This window comes from Aeromonas sp. FDAARGOS 1405 (assembly GCF_019048265.1).
GTDB lineage: Bacteria > Pseudomonadota > Gammaproteobacteria > Enterobacterales > Aeromonadaceae > Aeromonas > Aeromonas veronii_A.
The window spans coordinates 2,182,853-2,205,125 of the sequence record NZ_CP077311.1 but is presented as its reverse complement, the minus strand read 5'-3'; the positions used below and the strand labels follow the sequence as shown (position 1 = coordinate 2,205,125).

Below are 22,273 nucleotides of genomic sequence, written 5' to 3'. Positions count from 1 at the left end.
CTATTAATCCTTTCCGACGTGGAGAATCGCGAGGAAGGCTTCCTGCGGCACGTCGACACGGCCGAGGGACTTCATCCGCTTCTTACCTTCTTTCTGCTTGTTCAGCAGTTTCTTCTTACGACTCACGTCACCACCGTAACACTTGGCGGTTACGTCTTTACGCAGAGCCTTGACGGTGCTGCGAGCGATGATCTGGTTGCCGATAGCCGCCTGAATGGCGATATCGAACATCTGGCGCGGGATCAGCTCACGCATCTTCTCCACCACCTGACGACCGCGATACTGGGCGTTGTCCTTGTGGGTGATGATGGCCAGGGCATCGACCCGCTCACCGTTGATCATGATGTCCAGACGGACCATGTCGGAGGTTTCGAAACGCTTGAAGCCGTAATCCAGCGAGGCGTAACCACGACTGGTGGATTTCAGACGGTCGAAGAAGTCGAGCACCACTTCCGCCATCGGGATTTCATAGGTCAGTGCCACCTGCTTGCCGTGGTAGACCATGTTGGTCTGCACGCCACGCTTCTCGATACAGAGGGTGATCACGTTGCCCATGTACTCCTGCGGCAGCAGGATATGACACTCGGCGATCGGCTCGCGCATCTCCTTGATGCTGGTGATGGCGGGCATCTGGGCCGGGCTGTCGATATGGATGGTGGAGCCGTCGGTCAGCTCGATCTCGTACACTACGGTCGGCGCCGTGGTGATCAGATCCAGATCGTATTCACGCTCCAGACGCTCCTGAATGATCTCCATGTGCAGCATGCCGAGGAAGCCGCAACGGAAGCCGAAGCCCAGCGCCGTGGAGCTCTCCGGTTCGAAGAACAGGGAGGCATCGTTCAGGGAGAGCTTGTCGAGGGCGTCACGGAACGACTCGTAGTCATCGCTGGAGATGGGGAACAGACCCGCATAAACCTGCGGCTTCACCTTCTTGAAGCCAGCCAGCGCCTTGTCAGCACCGTTCTTGGCCTGAGTCAGGGTATCGCCCACCGGCGCGCCGTGGATGTCCTTGATACCGCAGACAACCCAACCTACCTCGCCACAGCCCAGACCCTGGGTATCCACCTGCTTGGGCGTGAAGATACCGATACGATCGACACCCCACACCTGACCGGTGCTCATCACCTTGATCTTGTCGTTCTTCTTCAGGGAACCGTTCTTGATCCGCACCAAAGAGACAACACCCAGATAGGAGTCGAACCAGGAGTCGATGATCAGCGCCTGCAGCGGGGCATCCGGGTCACCTTCCGGCGCCGGGATCTTGGCGACGATCTCTTCCAGCACCAGATCAACACCCAGACCAGTCTTGGCGGAGCAGCGCACCGCATCGACCGCATCGATACCGACGATGTCTTCGATCTCCTCGGCAACTCGCTCGGGTTCTGCGGCCGGCAGGTCAATCTTGTTCAGCACCGGCACCACTTCCAGATCCATTTCCATGGCGGTGTAGCAGTTGGCCAGAGTCTGTGCCTCAACCCCCTGGCCGGCATCCACCACCAGCAGCGCCCCTTCACAGGCCGCCAAAGAGCGGGAGACCTCGTAGGAGAAATCCACGTGGCCCGGGGTGTCGATAAAGTTCAGCTGGTAGGTGTTACCGTCTTGTGCCTGGTAGTTCAGGGTCACACTCTGTGCTTTGATGGTAATGCCGCGCTCGCGCTCCAGATCCATGGAGTCAAGCACCTGAGCCTGCATCTCGCGGTCGGACAAGCCACCGCAAGTCTGGATCAGACGGTCCGACAGGGTCGATTTACCGTGGTCGATGTGCGCAATAATCGAAAAGTTACGAATGTGTTTCATCGAGCAAGAGTCACTCAAAATTAGTTAAGGTCAGTTATGGAGGCGCGATTTTACTGGATAACCCGGCTGACGGCCATTCTTTAGTCGCCAGCGCCAGTGAAATAGCGCCTGTTCAGTCAGGGGAGGATGCGGACAGGGACCACGACGCCGAGCATCTGCGGGCCGTAGCGCCCCTGATCCAGGCGGTTGGAAAAGTAACGAACCAGTAAAAAGCCCAGCACGCCCCCCAGCAGGCAGCAGAGAATGGTAATCCCCTCCCCCCCCGAGAGCAGCGGCGCTAGGCAGAGCTGCCCCAGCAAGGCGCCGGCCAACAGACAGAAAAGCGGCAGCACATAGACCAGCGCAGCCCCGCGCAGCAGACTCTCTTGCGGGATACCGAGCCTCACTTGCTGGCCAACCCGCACCTCGGCGGTCAGCCTGACTCGCAAGCGTGGAGCTTTCAGGGGAAACGCCTTGGCCACGGTGCCGGTACCGCAGTTGGATTGCTGCTGACAACCACTGCAGGCGGAGCGACGCTCGCACTCCACCCAGGCATGGTCACCCTCAATGGCCACCACGGTCGCCAGCTCTTCACTCATCTCATTCACGGCAACACCTCGTGCTCATGCAATGGCAGGATCTGAACACGACTCACAGCCAACGGCAAGCCGCACACTACTGTGAACCCAGAACATGGACTCACTGCACCGCTTCGTTGCGAGCCAGCGGCTGCACCGACTCGGCGATGCGTTTGGCTGTCTCGGCAGGCACTTCCCCAACCACGGTGATCTCGACCCCCACCTCGTTGACGTAGCTCACCAGCGAGGTCGCCCCCTGGCGGATCAGCTGCTGGCGCACCGCCTGCTTGGGATCGACCCGAGAGACGTAGACCGAGAGATCCACCAGGCCATCGGAGAGCATCATGTAATCCACCGGTACACTGGTGGTCACCAGCTGGTGCCGGTCTTGCGACAGCACCTTGAAGCCATCGGGCAACCAGGTGATCTGCCAGTTCAACTGCTGTTGCGGTGCAGGATAGGCATCCTCCAGCGCCAGCGCCGAGGGCTGCTTGCTGTTGGCCAGCTTTACCAGCCATGGGGACGGTTTTTGTTGCAATTGCAGATCCACCCCCAGCATCTGCTCCACCAGATTGCCCTCCCGCTCCACCATGTCGACTCGCAGCAACAGGTGACTACGTTCGTCAATCCAGAGCACAAAGCCATATTTGTCAGCTTCCTTGGGAACCAACCTGACGACTTGAGCGACCTCGCCGGCCACCCGGCTACGGCCAGCAAGCACAGGATCATAACTCTCCAGCACCTGTGCCAACGGCATCTTCACCAGGGTCGACCAGATACCGGGAAAGCGGGCATCCTTCAGGGTGTAGGGATCATGGCTGTTTTCAAAGAAGGTGTACTCGTTCTGACGCTGGAGATACTCGATCGCCTTGCCATCGAGATAGCTGAGATGGGCTACCTCCTTGCCATCGATCACGGCATGGCTGATGCGGATCGGTTCAAGACGTCCCTGACGGGCCTTGACCATGGACAATTCGAAGTTCTGTTGCTGCACGGCACTCTGCATCTGCTGCAACAAGGCCTCGGCCGACTTATCGTCGGCCGAGGCCTTGGCACTGATCAGCAGGAGAGAGGCCAGTAAAATACGGCTGTACTGGCGCACGTTGATATCCCTGACGACTCGTTATTGTTGGTTCTGCCTGTCTTGCAACAGGCGTTGTTGCAACTGGTGGTCACGCAGGAAGGCGTTGATCCGCTCCCGCTGTTCCTGCATCTGCTGTTCGGTCAGACCTTGCTGACGGGCACGGGCACCATCCTGTTGCGGATAATGGACGCTCACAGGCGCCGCGCTGCCACCGATTGGAATGGTATTGAGCACCGGATTGGCCGGAACGCCATCCTGTCCCTGATAATGCTGCACTCCGAAGATAACAGCGGCGGCCACGGAGGCGGCAATGGCATATTGTCCCAGCTGCTGGCCGACCCGACGAAACAGGGGCACCACATTGTTGGAATCTGTCTTGATCGGTGCAACGACCGGTTGTACCACCGACGCAGTCTCAACCGGCTTGGGTGCCAGTATGGTGGGCTCATCCTCCAGCGCAGTCATGATGCTGTCACTGAGATCCAGTTGCAGATTGACCGGCAGGTCACCCCGCATGGCATCGCCGATCAGGTGGTAACGACCCCAAGTATCTTGCAAGTCGGAGTCCATCTCCAGCTCGTTCAGTACCTCTGCGTCACTCAGCTCACCATCCATCAGGGCAGAGATTTGCTCTTTATTTGCCATAAGTTAACCCGTCTTTCCCCAGTTAATTCTCGATCAGAGGTTGCAGCTTTTTATCGATTGCTTCCCTCGCCCGGAAGATACGGGATCTGACCGTACCCACAGGGCAATCCATGATTTCGGCAATCTCTTCGTAGCTCAGCCCTTCCAGTTCGCGGAGGGTGATAGCTGTCCTCAGGTCTTCCGGCAATGCCTCTATGGCTGAAAACACGGTACGTTTGATCTCGTCAGTCAGCGCCAGGTTTTCAGGGGTTGAGACCTCTTGCAAGGCTTCACCACCACCATAAGACTCCGCTTCGTCAGCCTCCACATCACTGCTGGGCGGCCTGCGCCCCTGGGAGGTGAGATAATTCTTCGCCGTGTTCACGGCAATTCGGTACAACCAGGTGTAAAAAGCACTTTCGCCACGGAATGTCGGCAATGCACGGTAGGCTTTTATAAAGGCCTCTTGCGCCACATCGGGCACATCACCGGGATTGTTGACATACCTGGCAACCAGGTTGACCACCTTATGCTGGTATTTTTTTACCAACAGGTTGAAAGCTGCTTTATCGCCGCGCTGGACCCGTTCAACCAGCTGTTCGTCCAGTAGATTCTGGTCGCTCATCAGAGCCGTAAAACCCCCATCAGGTTATCGTTTTTCTTTTCCGGCCCTTCCTAAGCGCACAAGTTCAGACAGGGAGAATCAGAGAAAGTTCGCTTCAATTGAAAAAAATGTGATGCAGGCTGCATCCTCGCCCTCGCTTGGGCTACCATGGTGCCAGTTCTTAATCCAGGCCAATGATACTTATGAAAGCAAGTGTTGAATACCTTTGCGATGTACTGATCATTGGCAGCGGTGCCGCTGGTTTGTCCCTCGCGTTGCGATTGGCAGACCATGCCAAAGTCCTGGTTCTGAGCAAGGGGCCCATCAGTGAAGGGGCCACTTTCTATGCGCAAGGAGGCATCGCTGCCGTTTTCGACGAAACCGACAGCATCGAATCCCACGTGAGCGACACGCTCAACGCGGGCGCCGGGTTGTGTGACCCAGCAGTGGTCGAGTTCACCGCTCGCCACGCCCGCGAGTCCATCCAGTGGCTCATTCAGCAGGGGGTCCCCTTCGATCAGGAGGAGAACGCCGAGGGCGAGTCCCAATACCACCTCACCCGGGAAGGGGGCCACAGCCATCGCCGCATCTTCCACGCGGCGGATGCCACCGGCAAGGCGGTACAGCTCACCCTGATCGATCAGGTGCGCGCTCACCCCAACATCCAGCTGATGGAGCGCTTCAACGCGGTCGACCTCATCACCACCCGCAAGCTCGGCCTGCCGGGCAACAAGGTGCTGGGCGCCTACGTCTGGAACCGCAACGCCGAGCAGGTCGAGGTGATCCGCGCCCGCTTCGTGGCACTGGCCACCGGCGGTGCTTCCAAGGTCTACCAGTACACCTCCAACCCCGATGTGAGCTCTGGCGATGGCATCGCCATGGCGTGGCGGGCCGGCTGCCGGGTGGCGAACCTGGAGTTCAACCAGTTCCACCCCACCAGCCTGTTCCACCCGGATGATCCCAACTTCCTGCTGACCGAAGCACTGCGTGGCGAGGGGGCCTATCTGCGCCGCCCGGACGGCAGCCGCTTTATGCCGGAGTTTGACGAGCGGGCCGAACTGGCGCCACGCGATATCGTCGCTCGCGCCATCGACCACGAGATGAAGCGGCTCGGGGCGGATTGCATGTATCTGGATATCAGCCACAAACCGGCCGATTTCATCATCAAGCACTTCCCGACCATTTATGAGCGCTGCCTTGCGGTCGGTATCGACATCACCAAGGAACCGATGCCCATCGTCCCAGCCGCCCACTACACCTGTGGCGGAGTGATGATCGACAGCAACGGCCAGACCGATATTCCCGGCCTCTACGCCATCGGTGAAGTGACCTACACCGGGCTGCACGGTGCCAACCGCATGGCCTCCAACTCCCTGCTGGAATGCGTGGTCTATGCCCATCAGGCGGGGGCCGACATTCTGGCCAAGCTGCCGATGAGTGTGGAGCCGCCGCGCCTGCCGGTGTGGGACGAGAGCAAGGTGGAAGATTCCGACGAACTGGTGGTGATCCAGCACAACTGGCACGAGCTGCGGTTGATGATGTGGGACTACGTGGGGATAGTGCGTACCAACAAACGCCTGGCCCGCGCCAAGCGCCGCATCGACCTGCTCAAGCAGGAGGTGCAGGAGTACTACGCCAACTTCCGCGTCTCCAACAACCTGCTGGAGCTGCGCAACCTGCTGCAGGTGGCCGAGCTTATCGTCAACTGCGCTCTGCAGCGCAAGGAGTCCCGCGGCCTGCACTACAACCTGGATTATCCGGATATGCTGCCGGACTCCAAACCGACCGTGCTGACCCCGGAGCGGGATTAATCCCCCTTCCCGCAAAGCGTTGCACCAATCAGTGACCCCGCCCCGGCGGGGTCACTTGTTTTCAACCGCTTTTCAGCCACAAAAAGAGTGCCGCCAGCCACATGGCAGCAGCTTATCGCGATAAATCAGCACATGGTTATCACGGGAAGCAGGCGTCAGCGCCGGGATGGCAGAAAGTGGATGGCTCGCGCCAGCAGGCGGTAATGTTCGGGGGGAAGGGCGTCGGAGAAGAGCCACAATTGCCGTGGCGACACGGCTCCACTCTCTTGCGGATCGGGACAAAGCGCCAGCCTGAGCACACCGGGCAGAATGCGGCTTTTCTTGTCGAGCTGATAGCGACGACCTTGCCACTGTAGCCACTGGCCATCCCAGACAAGCTCGAACGGGGGCGCGGCGAGGGAGCGCCAGCTCAGCCAGAGCGCCACCAGCCAGACGGGCAGCAACAGCGCCCACAGCCAACCGGCAATCAGGCCAGCCACCGGCCAGAGCAGCAACAGAAAGAGGGCCACCAGCAAATATTGCTGATGGCGGGAGGGGTGAACAGGGATGATCACCCGCTCCACGGCATCAGGCCTGACGGTCGTGACGGGCCTGATTGCGCTCCAGGATCATCTTGATCATGGCGCTGAAGGCGGGATCGGCCGGCACTGCGTGCCCCATGGTCCAGCGGAACAGGTCCGGATCATCGCTCTCCAGCAGGCGGATAAAGGTCTGCTGATCGGCTTCGCTCAGGGAGTCGAACTCGTGTTCGAAAAAGGGCATAAAAACAACATCCAGCTCGAGCATGCCACGGCGGCAGGCCCACTTCAGGCGGGATTTTTCAACTGGGCTCAACATGGAACTCTCCTTACAAAGACCCGAGGATGGTACCAGCTGGATTTTCCGGCTGACAAACATTAGTTACGTCTTTACCATGCAGGTCACATACTTTCTCTCTGGAATACCATCGTGAGCCTGCAACCCCCTGTTTTTCCTGCCGAGCCGACCCGCTTCGCCCTGACCAAGATAGCCATCACCCGACTGAGTGGTCAGGATCGCGTCAAATATCTGCAAGGTCAGGTCACCTGCGACGTCAACGCCCTGCAACCGGGGCAGAGCACGCTGGGTGGTCACTGTGATCCCAAGGGCAAGCTGTGGAGCGATTTTCGCCTGCTCTGCCTTGAAGAGAGCCTGCTGCTGCTGACCACCCCTTCGGTGCTGGAGCGCCAGCTGCCGGAGCTGAAAAAATTTGCCGTCTTCTCCAAGGTCGAGATTGCCGCCGACGAACGCCACGCCACCGGCCTGGCTGGCAAGGGTACCGATGCGTGGGTCGCCGCGCAGTTTGGTCTGGAGCAGAGCGGCCTGGTCGCTTGCGGCATGGCGGTGAAGATCGAACAGGATCGCTGGCTGCTGGTGAGCAGTGAGCAGGCCGATGCGCTGCCGGCGGGTGACGAATCCCTCTGGTGGGGGCTCGAGATCAAGGCAGGCCTGCCGCACATGGAGGCGGTGCATCAGGGCGAGTTCATCCCGCAGATGCTCAACCTGCAGGCGCTCGACGGCATCTGCTTCAACAAGGGCTGCTACATGGGGCAGGAGACGGTGGCTCGCGCCAAATATCGCGGCGCCAACAACCGCGCCCTGTTCCTGCTGGCGGGCACTACCGGCGAGCAGGTCGCCAGCGGCGATACCCTTGAGCTGCAACTGGGTGACAACTGGCGCCGTAGCGGCATGGTGCTCAACGCCTGGCAACAGGCCGGGCAGGTGTGGCTCACCGCCGTGCTACCAAAAGATACCGAGGCTGACGCCCAATTCCGCCTCAAGCAGGACGAAGGCTCCCGCCTCACCCTGCAACCCCTGCCTTACGCCCTGACCGAGTAAGGTCGGCTAGCGAGGCACCCGCGCCAGCAGTGCCTCCTTCAGCCAGCGCCCCGCCTGCCCCAGCGGGCGGGCGCGATGCCACTGCAACTCCAGCGCCAGCGCGTGGCTGGCGATAAAGTCCGGCTCCAGCACCACCACTTCACCCCGCTTCAGCGGCTGATGCAGCAGAAATTCCGGAATGGCGGACCAGCCAAGACCCCGTTTGACCAGCTCCAGCACCCCGAGATCCCCTTCGACCCACCACACCTGAGCCGAGATGCGAAAACGCTGGCGCTCGCTCCCTTCCCGTCGGCCGGTCACCATCAGCTGGCGTGCCCCCTGCAGATCGACCTCCCGCAGCGGCTGCTTGCGGGCCAGCGGATGATCCGGTGACACCACCAGCGGCATGGTCACCTCCCCCAGCGAATGGGCGACAATCTCTCTCTGGGGATGCACCTTCTGATAACTGATGCCGAGCTGGGCCCGGCCGGTCACCAGCATCTCGGTCACATCCTCCATCAGCGGGAAGAGCAGCTCCAGCTCCACTGTCGGGTAACGAGTGGCGAACGCCTCCAGCAGGGTGCCGAGCCAGGGGAGGTGGGAGTCATCATCGATGGCCAGGGTGAGGCGCGTCTCCACCCCGGCCGCCAGCTCTCCGGCAATGGATTGCAACCGTTCACTCTGCGCCAGCAGGATCCCCGCCTCCTGCACCATGCGGGCCCCCGCCTCCGTCAGCTGCGGATAGCGGCCGCTGCGGTCAAACAGGGTGAGCGCCAGATCGATCTCCAGATTGGCGATAGCGCTGCTCACTACCGACTGTGCCTTGCCCAGCTTGCGGGCGGCAGCGGAAAACGAGCCGGTTTCGGCGGCCGCCAGCAAGATCCTCAGTTGTTCCAGTGATGGCGTCATCTTGTTGCCCTCCGGCAAACCCTCTCACCCATCTATTTTAGCGATGGATACCAACATGAATCTATCGCGAAAGTTCTATAGATTAACCTGCAATTCGTGAATGAACCTGATTGAGAGAGTGACTTATGCGTACCCGTAACGATCGCCTGCGCCATGCCATTGGCTTTGAATTCATTGGCCTGCTGATTGCCGCCCCGCTGGCCAGCTGGGTTACCGGGGTCGGGCTCAACCATATGGGCCCGCTGGCACTGTTCTTCTCGGTGCTGGCCACCGTCTGGAACTACATCTACAACATCGGGGTCGACAAGCTGCTGCTCAAATATCAGGGCCATACCCACAAAACACTGTGGCAACGGGTGCTGCATACCTTCGGCTTTGAGGGCGGTCTGCTGATCGTCGCGCTGCCGGTCATGTCCTGGTGGCTGAGCGTCAGCATGCTGGAGGCGCTGGTGCTGGATCTGGGCTTCGTCGTCTTCTACCTGATCTATGCCTTCGTCTACAACTGGGGCTATGACAAGGTGTTCCCCATCCCCCGCGAAGTGCCGCACGGCATACCACAAGAGGTGCGCTAAGGCACGAATCAGTTGGATTGAAACCGAGAAGTGAAGGTCAACAAGGGAAGGCAACAGAAGAAACGACACGGCCCCATCATGGCAGACATGATGGGGCCGCAAGAGGGGTCAGCGCTGGCAGGCCCGCTGATTCAGAGGTAAGGATTCAGGCCTGCCCGTCGCTCAAGCCCGGGCCTTGAGCTCTTCGCCGCTCTCGTCAGTTGCGACAGCCTCTTCAGGCTGCGCCTGAGCGGCCTGCAGCGCTTCCAGCTCGCTCTGATAATCGCTCAGGATCTGCTGGGCAACAGCCATATCTCCCTTGTGTTTGCGCTCGAACAGATGGTGCTGCACCACGCCGTTGAGATACTCCACCGTGATGGGCTGATCAAGGGTTCCCATCAACTCCTCTTTCTCCAGCTCGGCATTGATTTCATCGGCGGTAGTGCGCAACAGCCCGGCCAATTGAACCAACATGCGGCGCTCACCTTCGCGCAGCAGGCTCAACATGCGGTTTCTCTGCTGCTCATTCTGTTGGGTCATACATATCCTTACGTCAATAGGGAACAAGCCCGCCCATTCTGCCCTGTCCCCATGACAGCGTCTATCTCATGCCCCCCACAAATTTTTAGCGCTGGCTCACAAATGGCTACAGATGCTATTTGAAGCGGCTCTGAGGTATAGTAGCCGCTGATTTTAGGGCGCTTTTTACCTTCATCCGCATAGACAAGGGATGACACGGCAAGGGCGCCTACCCGGTTTACCCCAACGAGGTGAAGATCCGCTTTATGACCGACGCCATTGTGGTGCTCTGCACCTGCCCAGATCAAACCAGTGCCGACCTTCTCTGCGAACAGCTGCTGAACCAGCGACTGGCCGCCTGCATCAATCAACTGCCGGGCGTCACCTCCGTCTATCGCTGGCAAGGCAAGGTGGAGCGCACCACCGAGATCCAGCTCATCATCAAATCCCGCCAGCCACTCTTTGCCGAGCTGCAGGTATGTATTCAAGCCAATCACCCCTATGAGGTTCCCGAGCTGCTGGCCCTGCCGGTGAGTGCCGGACTACCTGCCTATCTGGACTGGCTGAATGAGGAGACCTCATGACGCTCACCCGCCTGCTCTCTCCTCTGCTGCTCTGTGCCCTGTTGATGACAACAGTGGGCAGCTCCCCGGCCCACGCCAGCGGCTCCGATCTGCTCAGCTCGCTGGGCATTGAGGCCAATGCCAAGCCCAAATTTTTGCAGGTCGATGAGGCCTTTCAGATCGAAAGCGAACAGCGCGGCGATCAGTTGCTGCTGACCCTCCACATCGCCGACGATTACTACCTCTATCGCCACAGCCTGCGTTTCAAGGGGCACAACCTCAGCTTCAGCGAGCCGACCCTGCCAGAGGGGACCGAGCATGAGGATGACTTCTTCGGCAAGACCCGGGTCTACTACCAGCAGGTGAGCATCGCGGTGCCGCTAAAGGAGGTGGGGGAAAACGCCACCCTGCGGGTGCGCTATCAGGGCTGTACCGACGGCCTCTGCTACCCGCCGACTGACAAGCTGATCGATGTGGCCCCGCTGGTCACGGCAACCACAGCATCCACTGCTGAAACGGCACAAAGCGTCGCACCGGTTAGCCAGCAGGATCAGCTCGCCGCCGCCCTCGGCAATCAGGGTTTCTGGCTCAGCATCGTCGCCTTCTTCGCGCTGGGGCTGGGGCTCGCCTTCACCCCCTGCGTATTCCCCATGTACCCAATCCTGACCGGCATCATCGCCGGTGCCGGCCATCGCCTCTCCACCGGCCGCGCCTTCCTGCTCTCCATGGTCTATGTGCAGGGGATGGCGGTCACCTACACCCTGCTGGGGCTGGTAGTGGCCTCGGCAGGTCTTAAATTCCAGGCGGCGCTGCAACACCCCTATGTGCTGATCGGCCTCTCGGTGATGTTCGTGCTGCTGGCCCTCTCCATGTTCGGGCTCTACACCTTGCAACTGCCGAGCAGTTTGCAAACCCGTCTCTCCGGCCTCTCCAACCGCCAGCAGGGCGGCTCGGTGGCCGGGGTCGCCATTATGGGAATGATCTCCGGGCTGGTCTGCTCCCCCTGCACCACGGCGCCGCTCTCGGGGGCGCTGATCTACGTGGCCCAGAGCGGCGATCTCTGGCTCGGTGCTGCGGCGCTCTATGCCCTCTCGCTCGGGATGGGGCTGCCGCTGCTGCTGCTCGGCACCTCGGGCGGCAAGCTGCTGCCCAAAGCGGGCGCCTGGATGGATGTGATCAAGCAGCTGTTTGGCTTCGCCCTGCTGGCGGTACCCATCCTGCTGCTGTCACGGCTCTGGAGTGATCAGGTCACCACCCTCGCCTGGCTTGGCTGGGGACTGCTGCTATGCGGCTATCTCTATCACCACAACCAGCACCAACCCCACTCGGTGGCCAAAAGCGTACGCGGTTTCGTGCTGTTGCTGGCGATGATCAGTGCCGTGGTGGTGGGCAAGGGTCTGCTGCTGCAACCGGCCGCCCCTGCTGCCGTCACGGCGGATGCCAGTCAAACGGCGCCGCAGTTTGTCCGCATCAAGACCCTAGATGATCTCAAGGTGCAGCTGGCCGCCGCCCGCGGCAAGCCGGTTCTGCTCGACCTCTACGCCGACTGGTGCGTCGCCTGCAAGGAGTTTGAACACAAGACCTTCAGCGACCTCGCGGTGCGGGAGCGCTTCAGCCAAATGGTGCTGCTGCAGGCGGATGTCACCGCCAATGACGATGCCGATATCGAGTTGCTCAACACCCTCAATGTGCTGGGGTTGCCGACCCTTATCTTCTTCGACCGCGAGGGCAAGGAGCTGACAGGCCAGCGGGTCACCGGTTTTATGGGGCCGACCGAGTTTCTGGGCAAACTTGATCAGCTACGCTGACCAGCAGCCCCCTGTCTGTCGACAGACAGGGGCAGCCTTATACGTTACGCACTGATTTTTCTGGCAATCCCTTGTATATGACCGGCAGCATGGCAGAATTTGCCCTTCGATTGTCTCGCCCGTCCGGAGTTTTGATGAAAAAGTGGTTCATCCCCCTGCTAGCCCTCTGGCTTTATGGCTGCAGTGCAGGGCCCGGTGAAGAGGATATCAGGAGCCAAGTTACCGCTAGGCTGCTGGCCGAGACAGACGCCAACCTGTTCGAGATCAGCGATTTCACTATCCTCGGCAAGGAGGAGCGGATGGAGGGGGTTTATCTGGTCAAGGTGAGTTACCAGCTCCACTTCAAGCAGGGGCTCGATCAGTTGCAGGTGTTGCACGACGAGGACCTGGTCTACGACCGGGTTGGCCCCTTCCAGCAGGAGATGGGGCTGATGGAGCTCGAGCGCAAATTTGGCGAGTTCGAGGCGGGCCAGGTGCTGCCACAAGAGGCCGAGGTGTGGATGATGAAGGACGAACAGGGGTGGCGGCTGGCGGAACCGGCCCAATAAAGGGCTGCCCGCCCCTTGCGCACTGCAACGACTGGACTGCCGTTGCCAACCAGCTCAAACCTGGGTATCGACCCGATAGCCTTTTCGCTCGGCAGGTTCGCTCGGCAGCTTGCTGGACAACCCTGACAGCACCTCCTTGAGGGTGACCCCGCTCTCTGCCGCACCACTGCTCTCCAGCAGCTTGGTCAGCTGGCTCTGCAAGGGGTTGACCGCTTCACGCTCGGCTCCTTGCTCGCTCGCTTTTTCCTGTCCGCCCTGCTGATCCAGCGTCTCCAGCAGGCGCTCCAGATCCCGCTTGAGCGGGTTTTCGCTGCTGTCGGCGATGGCGAGTTTGCGCTTTTCCTGCTCTTGCCGCTGTTGTTGCTGCAATGCCAACTGTTGCTCCTGCTGCTGTTGCAGGGAGCCCATCATGGTGTTGATGAACGCTTCCAGCGAATCCCTGATTGAAACAGTGCCACCGCCGCTGCTCTCCCCTTGCGGTGACAGCCCCAGCTCATTCAGCACAGCGCCAAGGTCGCGCACCAGGCTGTCACTGCCTGTTGATGGTGAAGTCGCAGCCCGCTCCTGTGCCTGCACAGCGGGAGAACCCTGCCGTTGCGCCAGCGGGCTGAGCCCGCCTGACGCGACCACATTTATCTCCATCTTGGCCCTCCTCTCCCCGTCCTCAGCTCTTTCTCGGCAAGTATTCCGGCAAGCAGACACACCCTCGTCCCCTTGGCAGATAACCGCTCTCACACCTAAAAGATAGCGCCAACCGGACGAGATTGGCGCGAATGCATCTTTTGGTCTATCAGGCGGAACGATTGTGCTAACCCGCTATAAACAAGAGGTTGGCAAGGGGACTGGCGTTCAGCCATCACTGCGCAGGCTGACAATGGGGGTCAGAAGATATCCTTCATCCGGTGCCACAACATACCCAGTGCCAACAGCGGGGAGCGCAGCGCCGGGCCGCCGGGGAAGGTGATATGGGGCACGCTGGCGAAGAGATCGAAACCCCGACTTTCGCCGCGGATCGCTTCGGCTACCAGCTTGCCCGCCATATGGGTGGCGTTGAGACCGTGACCCGAATAGGCCTGGGCGTAGAGCACGTTGGGGTGTTCCTTCAAGCGGCCAATCTGCGGCAGCCGGTTGGCGCCGATCCCGATCATCCCGCCCCACTGAAACTCGATGGCGGTGCCAGCCAGCTCGGGGAAGACCCGCAGCATCTTAGGCAACATAAAGGCCTTGATATCGCGGGGATCCCTTCCCGAGTAGTTGCAGGCCCCGCCAAACAGCAGGCGACCATCGGCGGAGAGGCGGTAGTAGTCGAGCGCCACATTCTGATCGCACACCGCCATGTTTTGCGGCAGCAATCGCTGGCGCAAGCGGCGATCCAGCACTTCGGTGGCGAGGATGTAGGAGCCCGCGGGCAGCACCCGCCCCCCCAGCTCCGGATTGAGGTCATTGAGATAGGCGTTGCAGCCGATCACCAGATAGTCGGCAGTGACCCGCCCGTGAGCCGTGGTCACCTCGACCAGCTTGCCATAGTCGATATGGGTCACTCTGGAGTGTTCAAACAGGGAGACCCCGAGGCTGGCGGCGGCGCGCGCCTCGCCGAGCGCCAGATTGAGGGGATGGAGATGGCCGGAGCCCATGTCGATAAGGCCGCCGATATAGCGATCCGACCCCACCACGCTATGGATATCTTCGCGCGGGACCAGCTTGAGTTCGTGCTCATAGCCGAGGCTCGCCAGATGGTCGAGATCTTCCTCGAAACCGGCCAGATGGCGCTGACGGGTCGCGAGGTCGCAGTAGCCCCAGGTAAGATCGCAGTCGATATTGAAGCGCTCGACCCGCTCGCGCACCAGCTGCACCGCCTCCAGCCCCATCAAATCGAGCTCGCGCACTCCTTGCTCGCCAATCCAGCGGGCAAACTGGCTGGTATCGTGGCCGATACCGCGAATAAGCTGACCGCCGTTGCGCCCGGAGGCGCCCCAGCCGATACGGTTGGCCTCCAGCAAGGCGACCTTGTAACCGGCATCCGCCAGATTGATGGCGGTATTGAGACCGGTAAAACCGCCGCCGATGATGCAGACGTCAGCCTTGTGCTCCCCCTCCAGCTCGGGCCACTGTTGCGAGTCGTTGCGGGTGGCCGCGTAGTAGGAGGCGACGTGCTCCTGATATCCGATGTGCTTTCCTGCCTGCATACTCAGCATCCTGCCTTGGTTGCAAATTGTTTAATAAAATAAGCAAAGTTGTTTCGATAATACCCAGTTCCTCCTCCACTCACCAACCGGTGCGGATCACAGAAATGCAAAAGGCGCCCTAAAGGGCGCCTTTTCATGCAATCAAGGTGCTGTAACGAATTACAGTACGTCGATGGCGTTCAGGTCGGAGAATGCTTTCTCCAGACGAGCGATCATGGAAGTCTGACCTTCACGCAGCCATACGCGCGGATCGTAGTACTTCTTGTTCGGCTTGTCGGCGCCTTCCGGGTTGCCCAACTGGCCTTGCAGGTAAGCTTCATTCTTCTTGTAGAAGTTCAGCAGACCTTCCCAGGTTGCCCACTGGGTGTCGGTGTCGATGTTCATCTTCACTACGCCGTAGGAGATGGACTCGCGGATCTCTTCCAGAGTGGAACCTGAACCACCGTGGAATACGAAGTCCAGAGACTTGGCTGGAACACCAAACTTCTCGGAAACGTACTTCTGGGAAGCGTCCAGGATGGACGGGGTCAGCTTGACGTTACCCGGCTTGTATACACCGTGTACGTTACCGAAGGAGGCAGCGATGGTGAAACGCGGGCTGATCTTGGACAGACGCTCGTAAGCGTAAGCAACATCTTCCGGCTGGGTGTACAGAGCGGACTGATCCATGTGGCTGTTGTCGACGCCGTCTTCTTCGCCACCGGTGCAACCCAGTTCCAGCTCCAGAGTCATGTTCATCTTGGCCATGCGGGTCAGGTACTCGCAGCAGATGTCGATGTTCTCTTCCAGAGACTCTTCGGACAGATCCAGCATGTGGGAGGAGAACAGCGGCTTGCCGGTTTCAGCAAAGTGCTTCTCGCCCGCTTCCAGCAGACCGTCGATCCACGGCAGCAGCTTCTTGGCAGCGTGGTCGGTGTGCAGAATTACCGGCACGCCGTAGGCTTCGGCAACAGCGTGAACGTGCTTGGCACCAGAGATGGCACCCAGGATGGCGGCTTTCTGACCTTCCAGCTTCAGACCCTTACCGGCGGTGAACACGGCACCACCGTTGGAGAACTGAACGATAACCGGCGCTTTAACCTTGGCGGCAGCTTCCAGTACGGCGTTAACGGAGTCGGTACCAACGCAGTTTACGGCCGGCAGAGCGAAGCCGTTCTCTTTAGCGATGGCGAACACTTTCTGAACGTCATCACCAGTGATCACGCCGGGTTTTACGAAGTCGAAAATTTTCTTAGACATGTTTAATCGTCCTGTCTCGTATGCCGTTAATAAAAAATGGGGGGTTCATCATGAACCGGCACAGCGGGCACATGATAAACGAAACGGGAGGCTTTTGCCCCCCGTTCCGGGTCAATTAGGCTTTGGCGCGCTGTTCCAGAATCGCAACAGCCGGCAGAACCTTGCCTTCTACGAACTCCAGGAAGGCGCCGCCGCCAGTGGAGATGTAGGAGACTTTGTCAGCGATGCCGAACTTGTCGATGGCAGCCAGGGTGTCACCACCGCCAGCGATGGAGAAGGCCGGAGAAGCAGCGATGGCTTCAGCGATAACCTTGGTGCCTTCAGCGAACTGGTCGAACTCGAACACACCAACCGGGCCGTTCCACAGGATGGTCTTGGCGTTCATGATGATGTCAGCCAGAGCCTTGGCAGAATCCGGGCCGATGTCGAAGATCATGTCGCCGTCGGTCACATCGTTAACAGACTTGATGGTGGCCGGAGTGGACTCGGAGAACTCGGCACCTACAACCACGTCGGTGGTCACAGGAATGTTGGTCTCGGCAGCCAGTTTCTTGGCGGTATCGATCAGATCATGCTCGCACAGGGACTTGCCGACGTTGTGACCGGCAGCAGCGATGAAGGTGTTGGCGATGCCACCACCGACAACCAGCTGGTCAGCGATTTTGGAGAGGGATTCCAGAACGGTCAGCTTGGTGGAGACCTTGGAGCCGCCAACGATGGCAACCATCGGGCGCTCGGGCTTCAGCATGGCTTTGCCCAGGGCTTCCAGTTCACCCGCCAGCAGCGGACCGGCACAAGCAACAGGTGCGAACTGAGCAACACCGTAGGTGGAACCTTCGGCGCGGTGAGCAGTACCGAACGCATCCATTACAAAGACATCACACAGGGCGGCGTATTTTTTGGCCAGCTCTTCGGTGTTCTTCTTCTCGCCTTTGTTGAAGCGGCAGTTTTCCAGCACAACCAGCTCACCGGCAGCGACTTCTACGCCATCCAGGTAATCCTTGGCCAGGCGAACCGGGCAGGACAGAGCGTCTTTCAGATAGTTGACAACCGGAGCCAGGGAGAATTCTTCGTTGTATTCACCCTCGGTCGGACGACCCAGGTGGGAGGTGATCATCAGCTTGGCGCCCTTTTCCAGAGCCAGCTTGATGGTCGGCAGAGTCGCAACGATACGTGCATCGGAGGTGACCTTGCCGTCTTTTACCGGTACGTTCAGGTCAGCACGGATCAGAACGCGTTTACCCGCCAGATCCAGGTCAGTCATCTTGATAACAGACATATTCAGTCCTCTATATTTTCCAGGTAATGTTAAAAACAGTAACCTTTCGCCCGGGGCAGGCTCAGCCTGCGGCCATCATGGCCCGGGTGGTATCCAGCATCCGGTTTGCGAAGCCCCATTCGTTATCGCACCACATCAACATCTTGACGAGGTTGGCATCGCTCACCCGGGTCTGGGTACCATCAATGATGCAGGAGTGTGCATCATGATTGAAGTCTACGGAGACCAGAGGTTCTTCCGTGTAATCCAGAATACCGTGTAATGTACCTCTGGATGCCCGTTGCAGGGCTTGATTTACGTCAGTAACTGTCACTTTTTTACGAACAGTAATACTGAGATCCATCGCTGTTACATTGATGGTCGGCACCCGCACCGCGATCGCCTCAAACTTGCCGGCGAAGTGGGGCAGGATACGCTCCAGCCCCTTTGCCAGCTTGGTGTCCACCGGAATGATGGACTGACTGGCAGCGCGGGTTCGGCGCAAGTCACTGTGGTAGGCATCGATGACTTGCTGATCATGCATGGCCGAATGAATTGTCGTAATAGTACCACAATTTATCTCGAATTCTCGATGCAATGTTTCAATCACCGGCACCACGCAGTTGGTGGTACAGGAGGCGTTGGAGACGATCCGCTCCGCTCCGGTGAGGGTATGATGGTTGACCCCGTAGACCACGGTGGCATCCACATCGGCATCCGCCGGGTGGGAGAAGAGCACCTTGCCCGCCCCCGCAGCCAGATGCAGCTCGGCATCGGCCCGCGAGCCGAATACCCCGGTGCAATCGAGCACCACATCGACTCCCAGCGCCCGCCACGGCAGCTTTGACGGATCCCGCTCGGCAAACAGGGAGATAAGATCCTCCCCCACCAGCATGCTGTTGCCCGCCAGTTGCACCGGATGGTGGAAGCGACCGTGACTGGTATCGTAACGGGTCAGGTGCACCATGGCCTCGGGGGCCGCCAGCTCGTTGATGGCGACGATCTTGATGGTCTTGTCGCGCCCGCTTTCATAGAGGGCTCGCAACACGTTGCGACCGATCCGCCCGTAACCATTGATGGCAATCTTGATCATCGAGAATCCGTTTCCTTTAACCAGCAACAGGGCGGCACACCGGCCACCCGGGAGCCCCGGCTACGACAGCAGGGCCTCCTTGAATTCACCGCGGGCCAGCAGTGCGGCCCCGAATACCCCGGCACTGTCACCCAGGGCAGGAGCAATAATGGGGGTTGCGAAGCGGGGATTAAAGAGGAAGGGCAAAATTGTCTGCCGTCCGGCGCTGTAAAGGCTCTGCACATTGCCCACCCCACCGCCGATGACGATCACATCCGGGTCGAGAATGTTGACCACATTGGCCAGCGCCTGACCAAACAGCAGGTGCAGCCGGTCGATGGTGAGCTTGGCCACATGATCGTGAGCCGTGGCGGCCGCGATTTGGGCGAGCGAGAGGTGGCGCTTGGCCTTCGCCTCGTACCAGGCCTCCAGCGCCGGACCGCTGATCAGGGTCTCGACGCAGCCACGCTTGCCGCAGTAGCACTCGGGGCCATCAGGGGAAAGCACGTTGTGGCCCCACTCACCGGCGATGCCGTGGTGGCCGTTGAGGATCTGGCCGTTGATGACGATACCGGAGCCGACCCCGGTGCCCATGATGATGCCGAATACAACCTTGGCATCGGGGTGGTGCTGGCGCACCGCCCCCAAATGGGTTTCTGCCAGCGCGAAGCAGTTGGCGTCGTTGGCAATCAGTACCGGCACGCCCAGCTTGCGCTCCAGATCCTCCTTGAACGGCTTGCCGTTGAGCTCGGTGGTGTTGCAGTTCTTCATCAGGCCGGTCTGCGGATCCCGCGCCCCCGGCGTGCCCATGCCGATGACAGTCGGGCGCTGGCCAATCTTCTCGGCGCACTCAGCTACCAGCTTGGCGATCTGGCCGATCATGTGCTCATAACCGCCAGCCCGCTCGGTGGGGATGCGGTGGCGCAGCAGCACCTCGTCGCCATCCAGCACCACGCATTCACACTTGGTACCGCCAAGATCGATACCCCAATCCAGTGACTTGCTGCTCATCTTGCCTCCTGCACGGCCGCCACGCTCTCGTCATCGCGGCGCCATTTTTTAATGTAAAACGGGGCCTGACGGCCCCGGATTTCAAACAAACTATTCTTCTCTCACCCCGGCCTTAGCGACCGTGGTACTGGGCGGAGAGCTCGTGTACCGCGTTGACAAACACGCCAGCGTGTTCCGGGTTCACATCCTGATGGATGCCGTGGCCGAGGTTGAATACGTGGCCATTACCGTGACCGAAACCGGCCAGAATGGAGGCGACCTCTTCACGGATGCGAGCAGGAGTGGCGTAGAGCATGGAGGGATCCATGTTGCCCTGCAGCGCTACCTTGTCACCGACCCGACGCTTGGCGTCGGCAATGTCTGTGGTCCAGTCCAGACCCAGCGCATCGCAACCGGTGGCTGCAATCTGCTCCAACCACTGACCACCGTTCTTGGTAAACAGGGTGACCGGCACGCGGCGACCGTCGTGCTCGCGGATCAGGCCATCGACAATCTTGTGCATGTACTGCAGGGAGAAGTCGCGGTAATCGCGCGGGGTGAGCACGCCGCCCCAGGTGTCGAACACCATGACAGCCTGCGCACCCGCCTTGATCTGGGCGTTGAGGTAGGCAATCACGCTGTCGGCCAGCTTGTCGAGCAGCAGGTGCAGGGTTTGCGGCTCTGCATACATCATCTGCTTGATCTTGGTGAACGCCTTGGAGCTGCCCCCCTCCACCATGTAGGTGGCCAGGGTCCATGGGCTGCCGGAGAAGCCGATCAGCGGCACTTCGCCCTTCAGCTCGCGGCGGATGGTGCGCACCGCGTTCATCACGTAGCCCAGCTCATCTTCCGGATCCGGAATGGGCAGCGCCTGCACATCGGCCATGGAGGTGATCGGACGCTCGAAGCGCGGGCCTTCACCCTGCTCGAAGTAGAGACCGAGCCCCATGGCATCGGGCACGGTGAGGATGTCGGAGAAGAGGATGGCGGCATCGAGCGGGTAGCGGCGCAGCGGCTGCAGGGTGACTTCACAGGCCAGCTCGGCGTTGCGGCACAGGGACATGAAATCCCCCGCCTGGGCGCGAGTCGCCTTGTATTCCGGCAGATAACGGCCAGCCTGGCGCATCATCCATACCGGGGTCATGTCCACATCCTGACGCAGCAAAGCGCGCAGGTATCGATCGTTCTTCAGCTCTTTCATCCCAGTTCCTGAGTTCGTATCACGCATAAAATGGCGGCCATAATACCACTTTGCCCACCGGAGCGGACTGCCCAAAACGTGGCAAATGGGCGCACGGTTGCAAAGATGTGAAGGGGCGCAAACCAGAGCCCCCCGTTTTTAAAAAGAAGTGCAAAAAGATTGGCGAAAAGATAAGCGCCTCGTTACCCCTCGCCCGCCAGCGAACGCTCGATCAGCCGCCGGGCGATGGTGCCGTGAGGTGGCAAACGCGGCAGCCGGTCGGCGGCAAAGAAATCGGCAGCGACCAGTTCATCATCCTGCACCCGGATTTCGCCGCTCTCGTAATCGGCGGTAAAGCCCATCATCAGGCTGTGGGGGAATGGCCAGGGCTGGCTCGCCACATAGCGCACATTGCGCACCCGGATGCCGCTCTCCTCGAACACCTCCCGCGCCACGCACTGCTCGAGATTCTCCCCCGCCTCCACAAAGCCGGCCAGCACGGTATACATGGGATCGTCCGCCTGATAGTGACGGCGATGGGCCGCCAAGAGGATCTCCGGCCCCTTGCGCACCGCCACGATAATGCAGGGGGATATACGCGGATAGGCCGTGTGGCCGAGGTGGCACACCTGCGCCCACTCCCCCGCCTTCGGGGTCATGGGGGCACCGCACTCGCCGCAGAAACGGTGGGTGCGGCGAAAGGTAACGAGCTGCCAGGCACGGCCAGCGAGGCGAAAGCCCTCCTCGTCCCCCGCCACCATCAACTGACGCAGGGGGGCCATCATAGTCGTGTCGGCCTCAGCCCCCAGATCGAGCAGATAACAGGGCAGCCCCTGCCACTCGTCGAAACGCTCGAAATGGGCGTCAGCCAGCGCTGCGGGCAGACACGCTTTACTGCCCTGTGGCACTTGACCCTGGTGATCGAGCAGTACCAGATGATCGCCCCCCAGCACGAACCAGCGGGCTTGTTCGGTTAATGACATCAGATAAACACTCTCGTTAAAACAAAACCCTGACCACGGCTGGCCGACCTAGGGGCAAACGCCGCACGAATGGCTCCCATCTTACGACCAGCACGGGTCGCTGACGACCCCGCTGTGGCCGATTGTCCCATTCGTAAAAAACGGATGGCGCAAA

At 60.0% G+C, this 22,273-nt stretch carries 23 protein-coding genes; 6 read left to right on the top strand and 17 right to left on the bottom strand.

The window, feature by feature from the left end; all coding sequences use genetic code 11:
• Positions 1-3 precede the first annotated feature (3 nt).
• The 5 genes from lepA to rpoE form a co-directional block, all read right to left on the bottom strand.
• The gene (lepA, locus tag I6L35_RS10475; RefSeq protein ID WP_005335396.1) at positions 4-1,797 is read right to left on the bottom strand and encodes a translation elongation factor 4; all 1,794 of its coding nucleotides are present in this window, start codon (positions 1,795-1,797) and stop codon (positions 4-6) included.
• Between the two features lie 116 nt (positions 1,798-1,913).
• Complete coding sequence (locus I6L35_RS10470; protein WP_216980271.1) at positions 1,914-2,375, bottom strand: SoxR reducing system RseC family protein; 462 nt, start codon at positions 2,373-2,375, stop codon at positions 1,914-1,916.
• A gap of 100 nt (positions 2,376-2,475) precedes the next feature.
• Entirely contained in the window at positions 2,476-3,456 is a 981-nt protein-coding gene (locus tag I6L35_RS10465) for a MucB/RseB C-terminal domain-containing protein (RefSeq protein WP_216980206.1), read from the bottom strand.
• A gap of 21 nt (positions 3,457-3,477) precedes the next feature.
• Positions 3,478-4,083, bottom strand: a complete 606-nt coding sequence (locus I6L35_RS10460; RefSeq protein ID WP_216980205.1) for an RseA family anti-sigma factor — start codon at positions 4,081-4,083, stop codon at positions 3,478-3,480.
• A 22-nt stretch (positions 4,084-4,105) separates the two neighbouring features.
• Complete coding sequence (rpoE, locus tag I6L35_RS10455; protein ID WP_005335411.1) at positions 4,106-4,687, bottom strand: RNA polymerase sigma factor RpoE; 582 nt, start codon at positions 4,685-4,687, stop codon at positions 4,106-4,108.
• A gap of 182 nt (positions 4,688-4,869) precedes the next feature.
• Between rpoE and nadB the strand changes: the two genes are divergently transcribed.
• Entirely contained in the window at positions 4,870-6,477 is a 1,608-nt protein-coding gene (nadB, locus tag I6L35_RS10450) for an L-aspartate oxidase (protein WP_216980204.1), read from the top strand.
• Between the two features lie 155 nt (positions 6,478-6,632).
• On the opposite strand, the gene I6L35_RS10445 is transcribed toward nadB, so the two are convergent.
• Both I6L35_RS10445 and I6L35_RS10440 read right to left on the bottom strand, forming a co-directional pair.
• Entirely contained in the window at positions 6,633-7,025 is a 393-nt protein-coding gene (locus tag I6L35_RS10445; protein ID WP_216980270.1) for a protein YgfX, read from the bottom strand.
• A gap of 19 nt (positions 7,026-7,044) precedes the next feature.
• Complete coding sequence (locus I6L35_RS10440) at positions 7,045-7,314, bottom strand: succinate dehydrogenase assembly factor 2 (RefSeq protein ID WP_033112786.1); 270 nt, start codon at positions 7,312-7,314, stop codon at positions 7,045-7,047.
• Between the two features lie 111 nt (positions 7,315-7,425).
• Between I6L35_RS10440 and ygfZ the strand changes: the two genes are divergently transcribed.
• Complete coding sequence (gene ygfZ, locus I6L35_RS10435) at positions 7,426-8,334, top strand: tRNA-modifying protein YgfZ (protein WP_216980203.1); 909 nt, start codon at positions 7,426-7,428, stop codon at positions 8,332-8,334.
• 6 nt (positions 8,335-8,340) lie between these two features.
• On the opposite strand, the gene I6L35_RS10430 is transcribed toward ygfZ, so the two are convergent.
• A complete protein-coding gene (locus tag I6L35_RS10430) occupies positions 8,341-9,222 on the bottom strand; it encodes a LysR family transcriptional regulator (protein WP_021229472.1) in 882 nt (293 codons plus the stop codon).
• Positions 9,223-9,347: 125 nt separating this feature from the next.
• Between I6L35_RS10430 and I6L35_RS10425 the strand changes: the two genes are divergently transcribed.
• Positions 9,348-9,794, top strand: coding sequence for a PACE efflux transporter (locus tag I6L35_RS10425; protein WP_216980202.1), 447 nt, complete (start codon positions 9,348-9,350; stop codon positions 9,792-9,794).
• 162 nt (positions 9,795-9,956) lie between these two features.
• On the opposite strand, the gene I6L35_RS10420 is transcribed toward I6L35_RS10425, so the two are convergent.
• On the bottom strand, positions 9,957-10,313 hold the full coding sequence (locus I6L35_RS10420) for a hypothetical protein (RefSeq protein WP_216980201.1): 357 nt from the start codon (positions 10,311-10,313) through the stop codon (positions 9,957-9,959).
• Positions 10,314-10,558: 245 nt separating this feature from the next.
• Between I6L35_RS10420 and cutA the strand changes: the two genes are divergently transcribed.
• From cutA to I6L35_RS10405, 3 genes are all read left to right on the top strand, one after another.
• Positions 10,559-10,876 (top strand): divalent-cation tolerance protein CutA, encoded by a 318-nt coding sequence (cutA, locus tag I6L35_RS10415; protein WP_216980200.1) that lies wholly within the window; start codon positions 10,559-10,561, stop codon positions 10,874-10,876.
• Positions 10,873-12,663: a protein-disulfide reductase DsbD gene (locus I6L35_RS10410; protein WP_216980199.1), complete on the top strand. Its 1,791-nt coding sequence runs from the start codon at positions 10,873-10,875 to the stop codon at positions 12,661-12,663. Before cutA ends, I6L35_RS10410 begins: the two co-directional genes overlap by 4 nt.
• A 134-nt stretch (positions 12,664-12,797) precedes the next feature.
• On the top strand, positions 12,798-13,211 hold the full coding sequence (locus I6L35_RS10405; RefSeq protein ID WP_204419541.1) for a hypothetical protein: 414 nt from the start codon (positions 12,798-12,800) through the stop codon (positions 13,209-13,211).
• 54 nt (positions 13,212-13,265) lie between these two features.
• Here I6L35_RS10405 and I6L35_RS10400 read toward each other — a convergent pair whose 3' ends face one another.
• The 8 genes from I6L35_RS10400 to nudC all read right to left on the bottom strand — a co-directional run bounded on the left by I6L35_RS10400 (position 13,266) and on the right by nudC (position 22,119).
• Positions 13,266-13,853, bottom strand: coding sequence for a hypothetical protein (locus I6L35_RS10400; RefSeq protein WP_216980198.1), 588 nt, complete (start codon positions 13,851-13,853; stop codon positions 13,266-13,268).
• A gap of 239 nt (positions 13,854-14,092) precedes the next feature.
• Positions 14,093-15,397 (bottom strand): FAD-binding oxidoreductase, encoded by a 1,305-nt coding sequence (locus I6L35_RS10395; RefSeq protein ID WP_216980197.1) that lies wholly within the window; start codon positions 15,395-15,397, stop codon positions 14,093-14,095.
• A 159-nt stretch (positions 15,398-15,556) separates the two neighbouring features.
• A complete protein-coding gene (fbaA, locus tag I6L35_RS10390) occupies positions 15,557-16,636 on the bottom strand; it encodes a class II fructose-bisphosphate aldolase (RefSeq protein ID WP_005340963.1) in 1,080 nt (359 codons plus the stop codon).
• A 115-nt stretch (positions 16,637-16,751) separates the two neighbouring features.
• Complete coding sequence (locus I6L35_RS10385) at positions 16,752-17,915, bottom strand: phosphoglycerate kinase (protein WP_005340965.1); 1,164 nt, start codon at positions 17,913-17,915, stop codon at positions 16,752-16,754.
• Positions 17,916-17,976: 61 nt separating this feature from the next.
• The gene (epd, locus tag I6L35_RS10380; RefSeq protein ID WP_005335438.1) at positions 17,977-18,987 is read right to left on the bottom strand and encodes an erythrose-4-phosphate dehydrogenase; all 1,011 of its coding nucleotides are present in this window, start codon (positions 18,985-18,987) and stop codon (positions 17,977-17,979) included.
• A gap of 60 nt (positions 18,988-19,047) precedes the next feature.
• A complete protein-coding gene (locus I6L35_RS10375; protein ID WP_201908573.1) occupies positions 19,048-19,977 on the bottom strand; it encodes an ROK family protein in 930 nt (309 codons plus the stop codon).
• 112 nt (positions 19,978-20,089) lie between these two features.
• Positions 20,090-21,157 (bottom strand): uroporphyrinogen decarboxylase, encoded by a 1,068-nt coding sequence (hemE, locus tag I6L35_RS10370; RefSeq protein WP_005335440.1) that lies wholly within the window; start codon positions 21,155-21,157, stop codon positions 20,090-20,092.
• 182 nt (positions 21,158-21,339) lie between these two features.
• A complete protein-coding gene (nudC, locus tag I6L35_RS10365) occupies positions 21,340-22,119 on the bottom strand; it encodes an NAD(+) diphosphatase (protein WP_216980196.1) in 780 nt (259 codons plus the stop codon).
• Between the last annotated feature and the right edge of the window lie 154 nt (positions 22,120-22,273).